Origin of the sequence: Actinomyces bouchesdurhonensis (assembly GCF_900128465.1) — a bacterium.
Classification (GTDB): Bacteria; Actinomycetota; Actinomycetes; order Actinomycetales; family Actinomycetaceae; genus Pauljensenia; species Pauljensenia bouchesdurhonensis.
On the sequence record NZ_LT635868.1, the window covers coordinates 399,604 to 418,186 of the forward strand.

The 18,583-nt window shown below is 63.6% G+C and carries 16 protein-coding genes and 1 riboswitch; of the genes, 15 read left to right on the forward strand and 1 reads right to left on the reverse strand.

Annotated features, from left to right (window positions below; genetic code table 11):
• The 14 genes from coaBC to BQ7477_RS06780 all read left to right on the forward strand — a co-directional run bounded on the left by coaBC (position 1) and on the right by BQ7477_RS06780 (position 17,309).
• Positions 1 to 1,236, forward strand: a complete 1,236-nt coding sequence (gene coaBC, locus BQ7477_RS06715) for a bifunctional phosphopantothenoylcysteine decarboxylase/phosphopantothenate--cysteine ligase CoaBC (protein ID WP_073983287.1) — start codon at positions 1 to 3, stop codon at positions 1,234 to 1,236.
• Positions 1,233 to 2,420, forward strand: a complete 1,188-nt coding sequence (gene metK, locus BQ7477_RS06720) for a methionine adenosyltransferase (protein WP_073983288.1) — start codon at positions 1,233 to 1,235, stop codon at positions 2,418 to 2,420. The genes coaBC and metK overlap by 4 nt, the downstream gene beginning before the upstream one ends.
• Positions 2,417 to 3,055: a vitamin K epoxide reductase family protein gene (locus BQ7477_RS06725; RefSeq protein ID WP_073983289.1), complete on the forward strand. Its 639-nt coding sequence runs from the start codon at positions 2,417 to 2,419 to the stop codon at positions 3,053 to 3,055. The genes metK and BQ7477_RS06725 overlap by 4 nt, the downstream gene beginning before the upstream one ends.
• A gap of 42 nt (positions 3,056 to 3,097) precedes the next feature.
• Positions 3,098 to 5,080 carry a primosomal protein N' family DNA-binding protein gene (locus BQ7477_RS06730; RefSeq protein ID WP_073983290.1) on the forward strand — a complete coding sequence of 661 codons (1,983 nt, stop codon included), beginning with the start codon at positions 3,098 to 3,100 and terminating at the stop codon, positions 5,078 to 5,080.
• 34 nt (positions 5,081 to 5,114) lie between these two features.
• Positions 5,115 to 6,059: a methionyl-tRNA formyltransferase gene (locus BQ7477_RS06735; protein WP_073983291.1), complete on the forward strand. Its 945-nt coding sequence runs from the start codon at positions 5,115 to 5,117 to the stop codon at positions 6,057 to 6,059.
• Positions 6,056 to 7,420: a transcription antitermination factor NusB gene (locus BQ7477_RS06740; RefSeq protein ID WP_073983292.1), complete on the forward strand. Its 1,365-nt coding sequence runs from the start codon at positions 6,056 to 6,058 to the stop codon at positions 7,418 to 7,420. Before BQ7477_RS06735 ends, BQ7477_RS06740 begins: the two co-directional genes overlap by 4 nt.
• A gap of 10 nt (positions 7,421 to 7,430) precedes the next feature.
• On the forward strand, positions 7,431 to 8,093 hold the full coding sequence (gene rpe / locus BQ7477_RS06745; protein ID WP_073983556.1) for a ribulose-phosphate 3-epimerase: 663 nt from the start codon (positions 7,431 to 7,433) through the stop codon (positions 8,091 to 8,093).
• 100 nt (positions 8,094 to 8,193) lie between these two features.
• Positions 8,194 to 8,322: riboswitch (FMN riboswitch) on the forward strand.
• 57 nt (positions 8,323 to 8,379) lie between these two features.
• On the forward strand, positions 8,380 to 9,153 hold the full coding sequence (locus BQ7477_RS06750; protein ID WP_073983293.1) for an ABC transporter permease: 774 nt from the start codon (positions 8,380 to 8,382) through the stop codon (positions 9,151 to 9,153).
• An 11-nt stretch (positions 9,154 to 9,164) separates the two neighbouring features.
• Positions 9,165 to 10,199: an ABC transporter substrate-binding protein gene (locus BQ7477_RS06755; protein ID WP_234968716.1), complete on the forward strand. Its 1,035-nt coding sequence runs from the start codon at positions 9,165 to 9,167 to the stop codon at positions 10,197 to 10,199.
• Between the two features lie 55 nt (positions 10,200 to 10,254).
• A complete protein-coding gene (locus BQ7477_RS06760; RefSeq protein ID WP_073983295.1) occupies positions 10,255 to 11,184 on the forward strand; it encodes a helix-turn-helix transcriptional regulator in 930 nt (309 codons plus the stop codon).
• Positions 11,177 to 12,112 carry a helix-turn-helix transcriptional regulator gene (locus BQ7477_RS06765; protein ID WP_073983296.1) on the forward strand — a complete coding sequence of 312 codons (936 nt, stop codon included), beginning with the start codon at positions 11,177 to 11,179 and terminating at the stop codon, positions 12,110 to 12,112. Before BQ7477_RS06760 ends, BQ7477_RS06765 begins: the two co-directional genes overlap by 8 nt.
• Positions 12,109 to 14,874 carry a DEAD/DEAH box helicase gene (locus BQ7477_RS06770; RefSeq protein ID WP_073983297.1) on the forward strand — a complete coding sequence of 922 codons (2,766 nt, stop codon included), beginning with the start codon at positions 12,109 to 12,111 and terminating at the stop codon, positions 14,872 to 14,874. Before BQ7477_RS06765 ends, BQ7477_RS06770 begins: the two co-directional genes overlap by 4 nt.
• Before the next feature lie 73 nt (positions 14,875 to 14,947).
• A complete protein-coding gene (lnt, locus tag BQ7477_RS06775; RefSeq protein WP_073983557.1) occupies positions 14,948 to 16,504 on the forward strand; it encodes an apolipoprotein N-acyltransferase in 1,557 nt (518 codons plus the stop codon).
• A 19-nt stretch (positions 16,505 to 16,523) separates the two neighbouring features.
• Positions 16,524 to 17,309 carry a polyprenol monophosphomannose synthase gene (locus tag BQ7477_RS06780; RefSeq protein ID WP_073983298.1) on the forward strand — a complete coding sequence of 262 codons (786 nt, stop codon included), beginning with the start codon at positions 16,524 to 16,526 and terminating at the stop codon, positions 17,307 to 17,309.
• Here BQ7477_RS06780 and BQ7477_RS06785 read toward each other — a convergent pair.
• Complete coding sequence (locus tag BQ7477_RS06785) at positions 17,306 to 17,671, reverse strand: RNA polymerase-binding protein RbpA (RefSeq protein WP_073983299.1); 366 nt, start codon at positions 17,669 to 17,671, stop codon at positions 17,306 to 17,308. The genes BQ7477_RS06780 and BQ7477_RS06785 overlap by 4 nt on opposite strands.
• 154 nt (positions 17,672 to 17,825) lie before the next feature.
• Here BQ7477_RS06785 and BQ7477_RS06790 point away from each other — a divergent pair, with 154 nt between their 5' ends.
• On the forward strand, positions 17,826 to 18,569 hold the full coding sequence (locus BQ7477_RS06790; protein WP_073983300.1) for a phosphatase PAP2 family protein: 744 nt from the start codon (positions 17,826 to 17,828) through the stop codon (positions 18,567 to 18,569).
• Positions 18,570 to 18,583: the final 14 nt, after the last annotated feature.

Sequence of the window (18,583 nt, forward strand, 5' to 3'; positions counted from 1 at the left end):
GTGGCAACGATCGTCGTCGGAGTCACCGGCGGCGTCGCAGCCTTCAAAGCACCGATCGTGGTCCGCGAGTGTCAACGCGCGGGCCACGACGTGTATGTCGCAGCGACGCGCGCCTCGTTAGATTTTGTGGGGCGATCGACCTGGGAGGGCATCACCTCTCGTCCTGTCGCCGTCGACATCGCGGGGGAGGGACGCGCGGAGCACGTCGAGCTTGCGCGCATCGCCGATCTCATTATCATCGTGCCCGCGACCGCGAACACGCTCGCGCGCTTGGCAGGGGGGTTCGCTGACGATATGGTGTCGCTGACCGTGCTTGCCTCAAACGCTCCGGTCGTTGTGGCACCTGCGATGCATTCGAACATGTGGCTGGCCCCTGCCACTCAGGCAAACGTGAAGACGCTGCGTGAGCGCGGCATTCACGTCATCGATCCCGACACCGGCGCCCTCGGATCAGGCGACACAGGAGTCGGGCGTCTGCGCGCGCCCGAGGAGATCGCTCGCCGTGCCCTCGAGGTCCTCAACGCATCGGCGCTCACTGATACGTCTTCGTTGCTCGCAGGCCGCACCATTGTGGTAACCGCCGGAGGCACACGCGAACCTATCGACCCGGTGCGTTTCCTCGGCAACAAATCTTCTGGCCGTCAGGGCCTGGCCATTGCCGTGGCCGGCGTCCGCGCAGGAGCAACCGTGCGCGTCATCGCTGCCAACATCGACGATTCCATCATGGCGCTTGTGCCGCCCTCGATTGGCGTTACGAGGGTGGGCAGCGCACTGGAGATGCGTGAAGCGACAATGTCGATGGTGACAGATGCCGACGCTCTCGTCATGACCGCCGCCGTCGCCGATTTTCGCCCCGAGACCATATCTGCCTCGAAAATTAAGAAAGATCCGACGACATCGGATGCGCCGATCCTGCGCCTCGTGCGTAACCCGGACATCCTCTCCGAGATCGGCCACAGCGATGAGCGACCACCCCTCGTCATCGGTTTTGCGGCTGAGACTGGAACAGACGAAGAGATCCTCGCCTATGGCGCTGACAAGGCTGCGCGCAAGGGGGCAAACTTCATTGCCTTGAACCGTGTAGGTGCCTGCGTCGGTTTTGGTGATGTTCCCAACGATGTTCGTCTTCTGGATGCCAGTGGGACCGTCGTGGGTCGTTACACCGGCTCAAAGGAGGAGGTTGGCGCAGGTCTGGTCGGCCAGATAGCGGCTTTCCTTGATAGCCTTGAACGGTGAGTCAACAGCTTTTCTCTTCTGAGTCCGTCACCGAAGGTCACCCTGACAAGGTTTGCGACCGTATCTCCGACGCGATCCTCGACGCGCTCCTCGAAGCGGATCCTCATTCACGCGTTGCCGTCGAGACGATGGCAGCGACCGGCCTCATCCACGTTGCCGGTGAGGTCACGACCGAGGCCTACGTCGAGATCCCCGAGATCGTGCGCCGTGAGATTCTTTCGATTGGTTACGACTCCTCGCGAGTGGGCTTCGATGGCGCCTCCTGCGGTGTCTCCGTCTCACTTGACGGGCAGAGTCCCGACATCGCCGGGGGTGTCGATGAGGCTCTCGAGGTGCGCGGTACTCAGGGCGGCGATCCTCGCGATCGTCTCGGTGCGGGCGACCAGGGCATTATGTTTGGTTATGCGGCAGTTGACACTCCGGACCTCATGCCTGCCCCGATCTGGCTGGCGCATCGTCTCGCCAAGCGTCTAACCGACGTGCGCAAGCAAGGCATCGTGGAGGGGCTTCGCCCCGACGGCAAAACACAAGTAACCCTCGCGTACGAGGGCGATCGACCCGTCGGAATCGATACGGTTGTCGTATCGACCCAGCATGATGAGAACCTCACCCAGGCTGCCATTGCGGATGCCGTGCGCACGCACGTCATTGACCCCGTTATCGAGGAGTCAGGCCTGAAGCTCGCCACCGGCACCATGGTGGCACTGATCAACCCGTCGGGGCGCTTCGTTTTGGGCGGCCCCGCTGCGGATGCGGGCCTGACGGGACGCAAAATCATCGTTGATACCTACGGCGGCATGGCGCGTCACGGTGGTGGCGCGTTCTCCGGCAAGGACCCGTCCAAGGTTGACCGTTCCGCGACCTATGCCGCCAGGTGGGTCGCTAAGAACGTCGTGGCAGCGGGCGTGGCTCGACGCTGTGAGATTCAGCTGGCCTATGCGATCGGGCGGGCTCACCCGATCGGCCTGTACGTCGATACTTTCGGGACATCGACTGTGCCCGAGGAACGCATCGCCGACGCGATCCGCGAGGTATTTGACCTACGTCCGCTGGGCATGATCGAGGATCTTGACCTGTTGCGTCCGATTTACCGCGACACTGCTGCCTACGGCCATTTCGGTCGCGAGCAGTTCCCCTGGGAGGTAACCAACCGCGTTGACCAGCTGAAAGCCGCACTCGCATGACAACCATTGCACAGCAGGACGATGATTACGTGCCATCTTGGGATACCGAGGAAGCGCGACGCTCGTGGAGGAGACGCACAAGCTTGGAGATGATTGTCTCCGGCTTTATCGGCCTCGTCACGTCGTTCGTGCTATCGATCGAGGCGTGGCAGTTGGCGGCCGATTCTTCTACACGCTTTGGCTGCGATGTCTCTTCTGTCCTGTCCTGTTCTTTCGTCGCTCAGACGTGGCAGGCACGCATCCTGGGTTTCCCGAATGCGTTCCTCGGTATCTTCTTTGAGGCCGTGGTACTGGCGATTTCGGTCGCCATTGCTGCCGGTGTGCGTTTTCCTCGCTGGTACATGGCGTGCACCAATCTGCTGTACACGGTTGCCTTGTTTTTTGCGTTCTGGCTTTTCGGGCAGTCCTATTTTGTTATCCAGGTGCTGTGTCCATGGTGCCTGCTCATAACGCTCACGACGACGCTGGTTTTTGGCGGTATTACGCGTATCAACATTCGTGATGGTGTGATCCCCTTTCCGCATTCTGTGCGCAGGTTTGTCTCCCAGGGACTCGATTGGGCGCTCTGGGGTTTGATCGTCTTCGGCGTGCTCGCGATGGTTGCCGCCAAGTACGGGCTGAAACTTTTGGGCTGAGTGTGGACCGCACATGAGTGTGGGTTATGTTTGACTAGGCTCATGATGTCGATGCAAGGTTTGCTTGACGGATTCGATCCGCCTGCGACGCACAGTGCTGAGATCGCCCGCGTACTCGTTGATGTCGATTTGGCGCACATGGATCGCCTGCTGGACTACGTCATTCCCGACTCACTCCTGGACCAGGCCGTGGTGGGTTGCCTGGTTCGCGTGCGTTTTTCAGGGGCACGTGTTGACGGGTGGATTATTGAGCGAACACGACGGGAGGTTAGCGAAAGCACTGGACGCGTTGAGTCGGTTGTTTCCGGCACGCCCGTTCTGACCGCGTCCCTGTATGAAGCCTCGCGTCGTGTCGCGCAGCGTTTTCTTGCGACGACCTCGCAGGTTCTGTCGGCGGCTGTGCCTTCCCGGCATGCGCGCGCCGAGAAGGAGGCGCTTGCGTGTCCTACGCCTGCGTGGCCAACTATCGTTCGAAAGGACGCTGGGTCGGGTTGGCGAGCATACTCCGCGGGGCATGCGCTGTTGGCGCGTCTTCGTGCGGGGGAATCTCCCCGAGCAGTGGTGACGTCCTTGCACCCGCACTTGCGCGCGTGCCTGGCGGATGCCGTCGGCGCCACCGTGTCGTCGGGCCGCAGCGCCGTCGTTATCAGCGCGACGAGCGAGCAAGCCTCACGTGTGGCGTGTGACCTCGAAGAGGACCTCGGGATTCCAGTGGCACTCAGCGGTGCAGAAGCGAGTCCGGAGCAACGCTACCGCGTTCATGTCGATGCAACTCTCGGTCGTGTTCCCATCGTAGTAGGGACGCGTTCGGCAGTGTGGGTACCGTGTGCGCGTCTGGGACTCATCGTGATTATTGATGACGGTGATGATCGTCAACGTGAACGCCGCTTTCCGCGCTGTGATGCGCTCGACGTTGCTGTGCAGCGCTGCGCGGTCGAGGGAAGTGGACTCCTTGTCCTTTCTGCCGCGCGTTCGGTCAAATCACAGGCGCTTGTGCGCTCAGGTTGGGCGGCGAGTCTCGACCCCAATGCCCAGGCATTGCGTGAGGCTACTCCCCGCGTGCACCTACACGGGGAGACGGAAGCGCATAGTGAGGGAGCCGGTGGGCGTATGCGTATCCCGCAGGCGGCACTGCGGATGATCCGTCAGGGGCTGCGTGAGGGGCCGGTCCTTATTCAGGTTGCAGCCGCAGGATACTGGCCGACGGTCGTGTGTCGCCGATGCGAGCAGCGTGCGCGTTGCCCACGTTGCTCGGGTCCGCTGGCCATGGGCGCTGACTCAGCCCTAGTTTGCGCGTGGTGTGGCCGTGCCCCTGACTCGTGGCGCTGTCCGCACTGCGCGGGTCGGGAGCTACGCGGCGGTCGAGTGGGATCCTCGCGCACTGCAGAGGAAATAGCGCGCAACCTTCCGGGCACCTCCGTCCTTGAGTCCTCCGCAGCGCACCGTATCAGCCGCACGTTGCCGTCGCGTCCGGCAGTAGTCGTCTCGACGGCAGGTGCCGAACCCGCTGTCGAGGGCGGCTATGCCTGTGCAGTGATCCTTGATGCCGCAGCGCTCGCCGGCAGACCGGAGCTGTGGGCTCCCGAGGAGGCTGCCCGTCGCTGGCTCAACGCGCTCTCGCTTGTCCGCCCGGGGCACCCGAGCCTCGTGGTGGGCCGGATTCCAGATGCTCTGGGTCAGATGCTGGTGCGTTGGTCACCGACCGACTATGCGCAACGACTCTTGGACGAACGCGAGGCCCTCGGTTTCTTTCCTGCTTGTACCATGGTTGCCCTTGATGGTCCGCCCGCCCAGGTGCGTCAGGTCGCTGATCAAGTCGTGCGTGAGGGCGGGGCACAGCTCGTTGGTACCGTCGCGGTGCCAGCCTCACACGAGGGGGAGGAACACCAGGTACGGACCCTCGTGCGTACGTCCCTGCCCGACACGGCAGCGATGCTTGCTACCCTGACCGACATTCGACGTTCGCGCAGTGCGCGAAAGGCACCACTGGTCAAAATGAGCGTGAACCCACCGGAACTCTTCTGACGGTCGGACCGACCGGTGCCGTAGACTGACGCTCGTGCGCATTATTTTTGCTGGAACACCCGACGCTGCAGTACCCACCCTTCAAGCACTGCTCGATTCTCCTCACGAGGTAGCCCTAGTCATTACCCGCCCACCTGCCCGGCGCGGGCGCGGCAAGACGGCGTACCCCTCGCCGGTGGCCTCTGTGGCTGCACAGGCAGGCGTCGAACTCATGGAGACAACGTCCCTGAAAGCACCTGAAATCGGTGAGCGTATCGCCGCGGTTCGCGGCGACCTCGGCGTCGTTGTTGCGTATGGCGCCTTGGTGCCACCGAACGTGTTAGAAACGCCTACACACGGATGGTTGAATTTGCATTTTTCTGACTTGCCTCGTTGGCGTGGAGCCGCGCCCGTGCAGTGGGCGATCCGCGAAGGAGATCAGAGCACGGCATCATGTGTCTTTACTCTCGAGGAGGGCCTGGACACGGGCGATGTCTACTCTCGCGTGGAGGTCCCGATCGGTCGCGAGAGCGCGGGGGAACTGCTAACGGCGATGGCCGAGTCCGGAGCATCTCAGGTACTCGACGTGATCGATGCGGTTGCTGATGGCAGCGCCATCGCGATCCCGCAATCCACTGAGGGGGTCACGTATGCCCGACGCCTCGAGCATGGTGACGGTTATGTGTCCTTCACTCATGATGCTCAGCACGAGGATCGCGTTATCCGCTCTGTCACCCCCAACCCGGGTGCCTACACGGTGCTGCCGGGTGGGGTACGTATGAAGCTGGGAAAGGCTATCCCCGTGGAGCGTGATGATCTCGAGCCGGGGCAACTTGACGTCACGAAGAAGCACGTGAGCGTCGGGTGCGAAGGCGGCGCGCTGATTCTCGGGCAGGTGGCTCCCGCCGGCAAATCCTGGATGGACGCCGCCGCATGGGCGAGGGGCGCCCGTCCAGATGCACGGATGCGCCTGGGTGGCGCGGGGGAAGAACAGTTATGAGTGAACGCAAATACGCCGACGGCTATCGCAAGTTGCGCCCGGCGGACGAGCCGCGCCGCATCGCCTACGAAGTGCTCTACGAGGTGTGCGCTCAGGGCGCATTTGCAAACATTATGTTGCCTAAAGCGTTGCGTCGGGTCCGCCGTGAGGGCAACTTTTCCGATCGTGACGCGGCCTTTACGTCCGAGCTTGTGCACGGAACGCTGCGCGCGATCGGTCGCCTCGACTGGGTGATCGCCCGCCACGTCAACCGACCGCTGGTTGACCTCGATCCGCGTGTCCTTGTGTTGGTACGCATGGGCGCTCACCAGCTGCTCGACATGCGCGTACCTGATCATGCTGCTGTGTCCGCGACTGTTGACGTCGCGCGCGAGCACCTGACTGATGGTCCTGTTCGTTTTGTCAACGCCGTCCTGCGCTCGATCACGCGCGAGAGTAGCGACGAGCGCGAGGCCGCCATGGCCGCCATCGCGGACGAGGACGAGGCGCTGGGCGTGCGCTATTCGCACCCCACGTGGATGGTTCGAGCTTTCCGCGAGGCGCTCGCCGCACACGGTTACTCGACTGATGAGCTTGAGGACGTGCTAGCTGCCGACAATGAGGTGCCCACGGTCACTTTGGTGGCCCGTCCGGGTCTCATGAGCATTGATGAGCTTGCCGACGAGGCCGAGGATATCCTCGACACCCGCGTGGCCCTCGGTGCCATCTCCCCGCGCGCCGTACTGCTCGAATCGGGCGATCCGGCGCGTCTTCCCTCCATTCGCGATGGGCGCTCGGGGGCGCAGGATGAAGGGTCCCAGCTTGCCGCTCTGATCGCCGCGCATGCGCCGCTGGATGGGGGAGCGGATGAGCGCTGGTTGGATCTGTGCGCGGGTCCGGGTGGAAAGGCGGCGATGCTTGCGGGGCTGGCGCAGGAGCGCGGGGCTCGCGTGACCGCCAACGAGGTCCATCCCCACCGTGCCCGTCTCATNGTCGATGCTCCGTGCTCGGGCATGGGGTCGCTGCGCAGGCGGCCCGAGTCGCGGTGGAATCGCACTCCCGCGGACGTGGAGGAGCTGACGAAGCTGCAGGCTGAGCTCCTGGACCGCGCCGTCGCACTCACGCGCCCCGGCGGCGTCCTGACCTACATCACGTGCTCGCCGCACGCAGCAGAAACCCGCGACCAGGTCGCGCGTCTGCTCGAGGGCGGCGACGTCGACTTGTGTGACACCGTCGCCCTCGCCGACGAGTGCGCTCCGTTCCCCCTCGGTGTGCCAGACGCAGCGGGCCGCCTATCCGGCGTTGCGGGGCGCACCCTGCAGCTGTGGGATCACCGGTTTGGCACGGATCTCATGTTTGTGGCGTGCCTGCGTAGGCGCTAGCATGTGCGTTATGAATGCCACAATTAGCCCGTCGATCCTGAACTGTGACATCGCCGATCTGCGCGGCGAGCTGTCCAAGATCGCCAGCGCCGATGTTGCGCACGTCGACGTCATGGACAACCATTTCGTGCCGAACCTGTCGTGGGGGCTCCCGGTCGCTGAGGCCGTTGTCAAGTCCGGTATCCTTCCGGTGGACGCGCATCTCATGATTGAGGATCCGGATCGTTGGGCACCGCAGTATGCGGAGGTGGGCTGTCATTCGGTGACTTTCCACGCCGAGGCCGTGGCTGCTCCACTGCGATTGGCTCGGGAGCTGCATCGCCTGGGAGCGCGCGCGGGTCTCGCGCTCAAACCTGCGACGGACATCGCGCCCTTCGTGGATATTCTCAACGAGTTCGACATGATCCTCATCATGACTGTTGAACCGGGTTTCGGAGGCCAGTCCTTCATTGAGCAGATGATCCCCAAGATTGAGCGCACCCGGGCGGCCATTAACGCCGCCGGCCTGGAGGTCTCGATTCAGGTGGACGGCGGGATCTCGCGCGCGACCATCGAGCGCGCGGCCATCGCTGGTGCCGATAATTTTGTTGCAGGCTCGGCGGTGTTTCGCGCGGAGGACGCCCACCGCGAGGTGGAGGCGCTGCGCGAGCTCGCGAACGCCCACACTCACTGAGCGCGACTGTGTGCACGAGCGGGATGGGGCGCTGCCTCGTCCCGTTCGTGCACCGTGAACTCCTCTCGCAGCACCACGCTACGCGTGGCACAATGGCAAGCGAGTACTCCGGGGTCGGTGAAAGTCCGAACCGGCGGTGATAGTCCGCGACCCGCCCTCATCGAACGAGGCGGTTGAGCCGGTGGAATTCCGGTGCCGACGGTGAAAGTCCGGATGGGAGGAGTGCATTGAGGCGCATCCGTGCGTCTGCTGTGCTGCGTGTACCCCCGGTGTCGGAAAGTAAGTCGTGGCATCTCGGAACAAGCCTCGTGGCACTCTCGCCGTGGCAGCACCGATTATCTTCCTGGTCCTCGTGTTGGCAGGGTGGTGGCTTTCGACGACGCTTACCGGTATCGAGGCATGGCGTTTGCCCACCCCTCAGTCTGTCGTCTCGAAGGGGTCGGTTGTTCTCTCGCTCCCGACAACGTGGGAGCGGATTCGGGTCACGGGCGCCGAGGCCATTGCGGGGTGTCTGCTCGGTTCAGTTGTCGCTCTGCCGTCAGCCTATGTGATCTACCGCTCACGTTTGTTGGCCGCAGCGGTCGAACCCTTCCTTGGTGCGACGCAGGCGTTGCCCGCTATCGCTATCGCTCCCATCCTGGTCCTATGGGTCGGATATGGTTTCGTCGCCATCGTCGTCCTGTGTGCCCTCATGGTTTTCTTCCCGATTCTCGTCTCCACAGTCGTTGGTCTGCGCCACATCGACCGCGAGCTGCTCGAAGCCGCAGCCCTAGACGGGGCTACAGGGTGGTCAATGGCATGGCACATGGAGTTACCTCTCGCGGCTCCCGCCATTTTGGGTGGCCTGCGCAACGGATTCGCGCTGTCGGTCACGGGCGCCGTCGTGGGAGAGATGGTGATGGGAGGAACAGGCCTCGGACAGGTACTCACTCAAATGAGAAACAACGTGGACACCGCTGGAATGTTTGTCGTCATCATCATTTTGTGCACGATGGCGACCCTTCTGTACACGCTCGTGTATCGGATCGAGCGGTCTAAGCGTTACGACATCACGCAGTGAAGGAGAACCCCTTGAACACGTCTCACGCTCTTCGCCTCGTTGCACTCGGCGCGTGCGCCTCGCTTGCCTTGGCGGCGTGCGCCCCCGGTGGGTCGGCCACTCAGTCGGGTTCCAAGGACGCCTCGACGGTCACGATCGGTCTGACCTACATTCCCAATATTCAGTTCTCACCCGTGTACGTGGCCGACGCGCAGGGGTTATACAACGATGCCGGTGTCAGTGCGACGATCCGTCACCACGGGTCGCACGAGGGCTTCTTTACCGCACTCTTGGCGGGCGAGGAGGATGTCGTGATCGCTTCCGGTGACGAGGCCGTTGCAGCCGCCGCGCAGGGCTTGGACATCGTTTCGATCGGTCAGTACTACGCGTCCTACCCGGGTACGGTCATCGTGCCCGCGAATTCCGCTATCACAACGCTAGCGGATCTCAAGGGGAAGACTGTCGGCATCCCCGGCGAGCATGGCGCGAACTATTACGCGACGCGCGCTGCAATGCAGGAGGCCGGGCTCGGCGAGTCGGACGTGACGATCTCACCGATCGGCTACACGCAGCAGGCTGCGATTGCGTCAGGTCAGGTTGACGCGGTCGTCGGCTTCACCAACAACGATGCCGTTCAGATGCGTCTGGCCGGTCTGGAGATTCGCGAGATTCCGCTCGATCCTTCCCACACACCGCTTGTGAGTGCTTCGATTATCACGACGCACAAGTGGGCGCGGGCCCACCCCGAGCAGGCGCGCGCCGTCGTCAAGGCGACAACCGACGCGATGAACGCGATTGCGGCCGACCCGCAGATCGCTATCGACGCCACGAAGCCTTGGGATGACTCGCTGGCGAGCGAGGACTCCCTGGCTGCCGCAAACGCGGTGCTCGCGGCGACCGTACCCCTGTGGCTGGGTGCGTCCGGTCATGCGACCGGCATGCAGGACCTGACCACGTGGGCGCAGATGGTTACCTTCCTGAGTTCCCTCGGTGAGCTCGAGGGGTCCGTGGATCCTACGGCGGTGGCGACGAACGAGTACGTCACGGCGAGCGAGACACAGTCCTGACACCTGGCGGTGAGCCGTCCCGAAGGACGCGCACGTTTGGACGTAGGGTAGGCGGGTGAGTACCGCCCCTAGCGCCAACGTGCGCGTCCTTGAGCTTTTTGTCGAGCTCCTCGGTGCCCGACCGGGACGCACGAAGGCTCAGCTGCGCGCACTTCCCGGCTATCGAGGCCTCGCCGATGACGCCTTCGAGACTCAGTTTCAGCGTGATAAGGATGCGCTGCGCGACGCCGGCGTGCTGCTGAGGATCGGGCGGGGGGAGCACTACAGCATCGATCGGGATTCTTTTGCCCCCGACATCGAGGTGGGGGCCACGGACCGCGCGCTGCTCTCGCTTGCGGCGCACGCGTGGGACCGCGGGGACGTTCTGGCCGATTCCGTTGACGCCAAGGCGGCGGCATCCTCGGAGGAGGAGGTGTCCGCGCCCGTGATCCGGCTCGGCTTGACGGGGCTGGAAGCCGCGACTGCTTTCGCGCGCGGGATCCGCGAGCGCCGCGTCGTCAGCTTTGAATATCCGGGGTCGGGGGATTTGACGCAGCGTGCGGTGGAGCCGTGGGCGCTGACCGTGCAGGGGCGGGCGCTGTACCTGTGGGGGTGGGACTTGGATCGGTGCGCACAGCGCACGTTCCGTGTCTCGAGGGTGCGCTCGGGTGTGGATTTTCTGGGGGAGAGCGGTGACGCGTCGGTCGCTCCGCCAGGTCCGCCTCCGCGTGTCTCGTCGTTGGTGTCTCCGCTCGTGTGTGTGCGCTCGGGCAGCGCGGCGCGTTCACTTCTCCTTGGGTACGAGGCCGTGGCTGAGGGGGTCGGTGAGTGTTCTCCACGGGAGGGTTGGGAGTCCATGGCGTTGGAGGATGGCGAGCTGGGCACGTGGATTGCCCGCCTGCTGCCGGTGGCCTCCGACGTCGTCGTGGAAGGTCCTGAGGTGCTTCGAGAGGCGATGTTGGAGCGTTTGCGCGCGGCGGCTTCCTGGGGAGGCGGCGATGCCTGAGAACGTGTCCCTCGCTTTCGTGCGGTTGTCCTCAATGGTCGCGTGGATTGCCGAGCATCCTGGCGTGCACGTGGACGATATCGGCGCGCATTTTGGTCGCACGCGCCGCCAGGTGCGCCGCGATATTGAGTACTTGGCATCGGTCGGTGATTCTCTGCCTGGTCAGTCGTTTGAGGTCGACTGGGGGCTTTTCGAGGAGGAGCAGCGCGTGTCGCTGCGCTCAACGTTGGGCGCGAGTGCGCCCTTGCGTCTGTCCGAGGTTGAGGCTCAGGCTCTTCTAATTGGACTCTCGGCAATCGCGCCGCTTCTGGCACCGGACGTGGTCGTGCACTTGCCTCACGCTGCTCTCGTCGTCTCCGCGCTGGGTGGGCTGGGGGAGACGGGCGGCTCGGGCACGATTGACGCGTCGCCCGCGTCGGCCTCGTCAAGGATCGTGGAGGCGCTGCGTGATGCCCTGGAGCGGCGTGAGCGCGTGTCCTTCGACTATGTGTCGACCCGCGGCCAGGTCTCGCATCGCGTCGTTGACCCGTGGTCGTTGGAGGCCTCGGCGACGGGCTGGCTGCTGCGCGGCTGGTGTGATACGGCCCGCGCTCCGCGCACCTTCGCGGTCGCGTCGATCTCGGATGTGAGGGTGAATGGCCCGCGCCTGCAGGCACCGCGCCGGGTGCGCGACGACGCACCCACCTGGACGCTCGACGTGGACCGCGCTGCCCGCTGGATCGCTGACGAGTACGGTGGCACCATTGTCGCTGAGCTAAGCGAGGGCGGAGCGCGCATCGACGTACCCGTGTGGAACGCCGAGTGGGGCTTGAGCCTCCTCACTGACATCGCAGCCCACGTGCGCGCGGTTTCTCCCGACCGTCGGGCCGAGGCCGGGGCACGTGCCCGCTCCATCATCGACGTGTGGACCCAGGAGGACCAATCGTGAGCCCGAAACGACGCCGACACCGCGCCACCGACAAACGGGTCGAACGCGCTGAGGAACGCACGAGCGTCGGCGAGGGCAGTGCGGCCCAGCGCTACGCTGCCTTTCAAGAGCACGCCCGCGCGGCCTCGTCCCTGCGCGGACGCTGGGTGGCGGGACTGAGCTTTACTCCCGATCCCTTCCAGCTTGACGCGCTCGACGCCGTCGAAGCAGGTTCCTCCGTCCTGGTGGCGGCACCCACGGGCGCAGGTAAGACCATCGTCGGCCAGTTCGGTGCCTACGTGGCCCTGCAGCGCGGCATGCGTGCCTTCTACACGACGCCCATCAAGGCCCTGTCCAACCAGAAGTACCTCGAGTTGTGCGACCTCTACGGGGCGGACAACGTCGGCCTGGCGACCGGCGACACGTCGATTAACTCCAAAGCGCCGGTCGTTGTCATGACGACCGAGGTGTGCCGCAACATGATCTACGCGGGGGCACCCCTGGATGACCTGGGCGTCGTCGTCCTCGACGAGGTGCACTACCTGGCCGACAAGATGCGCGGACCTGTGTGGGAAGAGGTGATCATTCACCTGCCCGCGCACGTGTCGATCATTGCTCTGTCGGCGACCGTGTCGAACGCGGAGGAATTCGGGGCGTGGATCCGCGAGGTGCGCTCGTCCTGCGAGATCATTGTTTCGGAGCAACGCCCGGTGCCCCTCTACCAGCATATGATCGTCGGGGAGGAGATCTTCGACCTGTACGCGCCTACCGGCAAGCGCACACTCAACCCCGAACTGGTGGCCGCTACGAACGATTCGGGAATGCGCGGCGGGCGGGGGTCACGCTCGTGGAATCGGCCCGTGCGTGTACGCCGAGAGTCACGGCCCTCCACGCTCATCTCGCTGGACCGAGCCCACCTGCTGCCCGCGATCACCTTCATCTTCTCGCGCGCGGGCTGCGAGGATGCCGTGCGCCAAGTGCTGCTCACGCGTATCACGCTGACGACGCGCTCGGAGGCTGCCGAGATCGAACGCTACGTCGACGAGGTCATCGCCCTGATCGCCCCCGAGGACGCCGTCGTGCTCGGTGTTGACGCTTGGAAGCGTGGCCTCATGCGCGGCATCGCCGCCCACCACGCCGGCATGTTGCCCCTCATGAAGGAGGCCGTCGAGCACTTGTTCTCTGAGGGCCTCATCAAGATGGTCTACGCGACCGAGACGCTCGCCCTAGGCATTAACATGCCCGCGCGTACCGTCGTCATCGAATCGCTGACGAAGTGGAACGGGTCGGCGCACGTCTCGCTCTCCGCCGGCGAGTTCACGCAGCTGTCAGGACGCGCGGGACGCCGAGGCATCGACACCGAGGGGCACGCGGTCGTCTCCCACCGCGGGGGAGTGGCACCCGAGGAGGTCGCGGCGCTCGCGTCCAAACGTACCTATCCGCTGATCTCTGCGTTCACGCCGACCTACAACATGGTCGTCAACCTGCTGGCCCGCTCAACGCGCACACAGACCCGAAAGGTCTTGGAGTCCTCGTTCGCACAGTTCCAGGCTGACTCGGCCGTTGTGCAGCTGGCCACGCGCCTGACTGAATTGGAAGCGCAGCGCCGCTCAACCGCCGAGAACCTGACCTGTTCGATGGGTGATGTTGGCGAGTACCTCATGTTACGCGATCGCATTACCCAGGCCCAAAAATCGGGTGCTCGAACCCGCAAGCGTGAGACGCGTGATCAGTCACGCAGGGTCCTGGCTGCCGCGCGCGCAGGCGATGTGTTGGCCCTGCGCCGTGGACGTAAGGTTCGCTTGTGCGTCGTCGGCGCGAAGGCCACCACGGCCTCGGGGCGAGTTGAGGTATCCGTCATCGGTGAGGATGCCGCTTGGCGTGCGCTTGCTCCAGAGGATGTGTCAGGTGGGATCGCCGTCGTCGGGCACATGTCGATCCCTGGCGGTTCGGCCCTGCGCCGCACGAAGGAACGTACCCGCATCGCCGGAGAGTTGCGCTCGGGTGCGGCCAAGGGATGCTACCCACTGCCCGCCCAGGCCTCGGTCGAGGCGGATACGATCGGAAAGCTGCGCGCGGCCATGCGCGCCCACCCCGTGCACCGCTGTCCTCACCGCGAGGAGCATGCACGCGCGGGAGCGCAATGGGCACGCATCGGACGCGAGATCGATCTTCTGCGCCGCTCCATCGACTCTCAGACGGGTTCGGTGGCGGCCCACTTTGACCGTGTGTGCGCGGTCCTTGAGCGCCTCGGTTTTCTGGACGGCGACCGGGTGACGGCGTCGGGGGAGAGGCTGCGCCGCATTTTCGGCGAGCGTGACCTGGTGATCGCGATGTCACTCAACGAGGGCGCGTGGAACGACTTGGACGAGGCCGAGCTGGCCTCGATGGTCTCTGCCCTGGTGTACGACTCTCGCAGTGACGACGACGCCAACGAGCTGGCTCCCACCGGTGTCGGCATCCGTCTGCGCACGGCGTGGGAAGAATCCTTGGGGACGCTTGCGCGCGTGCACCGCGTAGAGAAGCAGTGCGGGTGCGACCCGACGCCGTCCTTGGATGCGGGACTCATGTCTGCGACACTCGCGTGGGCGCACGGCTCGACGCTGGCCACCGCGATTGATGGTGCTGGTATTGCACCCGGCGACTTCGTACGGTGGACGCGTCAGGTGATGGATTGCCTGGGGCAGATCGCTTCCGCGGCTCCCACAAACGATCTTGCGCGCACAGCCGAGGCAGCCAAGGAACGGCTCGGTCGCGGTATCGTTGCGTGGTCCACCATCTAACGAACGGGGAAGTCTCGTGGACACTTCAGAGATTTTGCACCGCGTGTCCTTCGCACATGTGTGTGGGGATGCGATGATAGGTGCTGCCGCAGGCCTGGGCCTGTACTCGTCCTTCCCACCCCTGGGGTGGTGGTGGATGACGATCCCAGCCCTCGCTCTGTTTATTTCTCGTATCGACGAGGCTCGTGCACCTCGCGCGCTCGCGGTGACTTTGATCTTCGGGATGAGCATGTGGCTCCCCCTTATCGACTGGGTTCCCATGGCTGTCGGCATGAGGACTGCGTGGTTCGCACTCGCCTTCGTCCAGACACTTTTTTGGTGCGTCTGGGTGGTGTTCACGCGCTGGACGCAGTTGTGGTCATGGGCACGCGGTCCTGTTCTGCAGGCGCTCCTGTACGCGGTGTCGTGGGCGGGTGTAGATGCCGCGCGTTCGCGCTGGCCGTGGTCGGGCTTCCCGTGGGGTTCGGTGGCCCTGCCCCAGGTTGATTCCCCACTCGGACGCCTAGCGCCCTTCGGTGGGACCACGCTGATTACAGCAGCGGTCGTGTTTCTCGCGGTCCTCGTCCGGCGCATGTGTGCTCACCGAGACGCGGCTGTGCGGCGTGAGCACTGGTTCTCACGTCCGGCCCTTGCCCTCCTTGTGCTTGTCGGTATCGCGGCGCCGGGCGCGATACCCCTGTCTAATATGGCTGAGGAAGGCATGCTGCGCGTCGGCGTCGTCCAGGGAGATATAGCGTTGCCAGGTCCGCAGGCATACAGTCACCCGGGAGAAGTAACGATGAACAATGTGCGCGCATCGCGTCAGCTCGCTGCCGATCCTGCGGTTATCGCCGATCCCATCGACATCGCATTGTGGGGCGAGGGTTCGGTTGATCGGGATCCGATCGCCTTCGCGCGCATTGGGGAGCTCGTCGATGAGGCAGCAACAGCCTTGGACGCGCCGATTCTCATCGGTTATACGAATCTGAACGAGCGTGAGCGCGTGAAGAACTGGCTGGCTCTGTGGGAGCCGGGTGCGGGTATCGACGAGCAGGCACGCTATTCCAAGCACGTGCCTGTTCCCTTCGGGGAGTTCATCCCCTTGCGCGAATTCATCGCGTCCTTCGCTACTGAGGTTGCCAGGGCAAGCAAAGATATGGAGGCGGGGGAGGAGCCTCCCCTCATGGCGGTGTCTACTCGCGACGGGCGTGAGGTTCCGCTGGCCGTAGGAATCTGTTTTGAGGGGGCTTATCCCTCCGTCATCGGCCAAGGTGTGGCCCTGGGAGGCCAGATGATCGTCACCCCCTCGAACAACTATCACTTCCGTTCGTCGGGCGAATCCTCCCAACAGGGACAGCTGCTACGTATGCGCGCCATGGAGTATTCGCGCAGCGCTATTCAGTCCTCGACGACGGGTCATTCGTACATCATCCGTCCGGACGGCAGTGTCCTGGCTTCCACGGATACCGAGACTGCAGCGACGATGGTCGCCGATGTTCCTCTGCGTTCTTCTATGACGTTGACTGCGCGCGCAGGTGAGCGCATACCGAACGCTGCTATGGGATTTACGGCAGTCATTGCCGTGATGGGGCTTGTGACCCGCATTCGGAGGGGAGTGACTAAGCGCGCCGCACGTGCGGCCAGTCGTTAAAAAAGGCAGAATGTGACTCATGACTACCAATGCGCCTCTTTCCCCGTCGCCTCAGGGCGACAACACCCTGATCGTGATTCCGACGTATAACGAAATGGAGACGCTTCCACGTATTCTCGACGAAATTTGGGCCTACGTTCCGGCCGCACATATCCTGATTGTTGACGATTCGTCACCGGATGGGACGGGGGAGTGGGTTGATAACCGCCGCGAGGGCGACAAGCGCCTCTTCGTCTTGCATCGCCCGGCGAAGTCCGGGCTGGCAACCGCGTACGTGGACGGCATGGGGTGGGGAATCGCTCACGACTATCCGTTTATCCTCCAGATGGACGCGGACGGATCGCATCGTCCAGTCGATCTGCCCAAACTGCTGGCGCGCATGGGCGGTCCCGACCAGCCTGACCTCGTCATTGGTTCACGCTGGGTGCCTGGCGGTCGCATTAACGGATGGTCGGCCAAGCGCGTCGCCCTGTCGAAGGCGGGCAATTATTATGTCCGTTTGTGTCTAGGGACTCCCGTGCGCGACGCGACCGCGGGGCTGAGGGTTCACCGCTCTGCTTTTCTAGCCCAACACAACGTCTTAGGACGCGTGTCAACGACGGGTTTCGGATTCCAGGTGGAGATGACGGAACTCGAGCGGTCCCTCGGCGCCGTTATCGCCGAGGTGCCCATTACTTTCGACGAGCGGATGGCCGGTGAATCGAAACTTGACTCGTCGATCTTCGTCGAGGAACTCGCGATGGTTACGAAAGGCGGCCTGAGCCGTCTGGCTCAGGCCGCGCATATACCATTTCGCAGGGGTTAGCCCTTGCGGTAGGACCCCTCAGGACGCAGGCGCCCTTCGCGGTAAGCTGTGAGCTGTTCGTTCAGGACAACTTCAAGCTCTTCGATTGATCGACGCTCAAGGAGCATGTCCCAGTGGGTGCGCTGCGGCTTGACAGGCTTGTTATCCTCGTCATCCGCTGTCTCTCCGATCAGTTCTGCGTTCTGGCCACACTTACATTCCCAGGTTGCCGGTGCGGTCGCCTCGCTGGAGAGAGTCACCTCAAACTCGTGGCCATTTGGGCACAGGTATCGGACGACGAAACGGTCAGCGAAGACAACGCCGTCCTCGGATTCGAGGGACTTGGCGCCGATCTGCATGCCACGCAACGCGCGGTCTGCCATAACTGCCTCCTGGACGTAGTGAAGAAACGGATTCATTGTATCGGATGCGTCAAGTGGAAGGGCGCGGGTCCACTTCAACCCGCGATCCGATAATGTACATTATGTCCGATCGGCCAGACCGACGCACCCCTACTCACGCGCTAGAGTTGAAGCCATGCCTACGGACCATCCAACACACCACGCCACGAGGCACCCGATCCGCGAGATGATGGTACTTTCCTTCGCTTGCCTTGCATATTCGCTCCTGTCTTTTCTGGCGCGAGCCAGCGAGTCCGCCGCCTTCGAACATGCAGACCACGTCGTCACGCTGGAACGACGCCTCGGTTTCTTTATCGAACCGTCCATGAACGGCTGGCTCGCGGCTCACCCAACGCTCGCCACGCTTGCATCAATGCAATACGCGACGACATTCCTTCTCCTTACCGGGTTCGCACTGCTTGTCCTGTGGATCAAGGGTCCCACATACTACGCGCGAGCCAGATGGACCCTCGTCGTCATGACACTCGGCGCCCTGCTCACCTACTGGACATACCCCCTTGCTCCCCCACGCCTCGTCCCAGGCCTGGGCATCCAGGACGCGGTTGCACAACATACCTCCGCATACTCGCAACTCTTCGGAACACTCGCAAACCCCTACGGTGCCATGCCGTCAATGCATACGGGATGGTCGATCTGGGTGGCCGTCATGCTCGGCACCTACGTCTGGCGCTCATGGTGGGCGCGTCTCACACTCGCTCTTCACCCAACTTTGACCATCGTGACAATTATCGCAACGGGTAACCATTATGTGGTTGATGCCATCGCCGGGGGCACATATTTCCTACTTGCGTGGACCTTCGTCACAGTAACACACACAGTGTTACTGAGAAACATGCGAAGCACCGGCGAGATGTCCTAGGAGCACCCGCAAAT

What these genes read in the sequence shown, in the direction of transcription:
- BQ7477_RS06725 (WP_073983289.1), top strand. Translation starts at nt 2,417, where the DNA reads ATGACAACCATTGCACAGCAGGACGATGATTACGTGCCATCTTGGGAT.
- BQ7477_RS06730 (WP_073983290.1), top strand. Translation starts at nt 3,098, where the DNA reads ATGATGTCGATGCAAGGTTTGCTTGACGGATTCGATCCGCCTGCGACG.
- rpe (WP_073983556.1), top strand. Translation starts at nt 7,431, where the DNA reads ATGAATGCCACAATTAGCCCGTCGATCCTGAACTGTGACATCGCCGAT.
- BQ7477_RS06765 (WP_073983296.1), top strand. Translation starts at nt 11,177, where the DNA reads ATGCCTGAGAACGTGTCCCTCGCTTTCGTGCGGTTGTCCTCAATGGTC.
- lnt (WP_073983557.1), top strand. Translation starts at nt 14,948, where the DNA reads ATGATAGGTGCTGCCGCAGGCCTGGGCCTGTACTCGTCCTTCCCACCC.
- BQ7477_RS06780 (WP_073983298.1), top strand. Translation starts at nt 16,524, where the DNA reads ATGACTACCAATGCGCCTCTTTCCCCGTCGCCTCAGGGCGACAACACC.
- BQ7477_RS06785 (WP_073983299.1), bottom strand. Translation starts at nt 17,671, where the DNA reads ATGGCAGACCGCGCGTTGCGTGGCATGCAGATCGGCGCCAAGTCCCTC.
- BQ7477_RS06790 (WP_073983300.1), top strand. Translation starts at nt 17,826, where the DNA reads ATGCCTACGGACCATCCAACACACCACGCCACGAGGCACCCGATCCGC.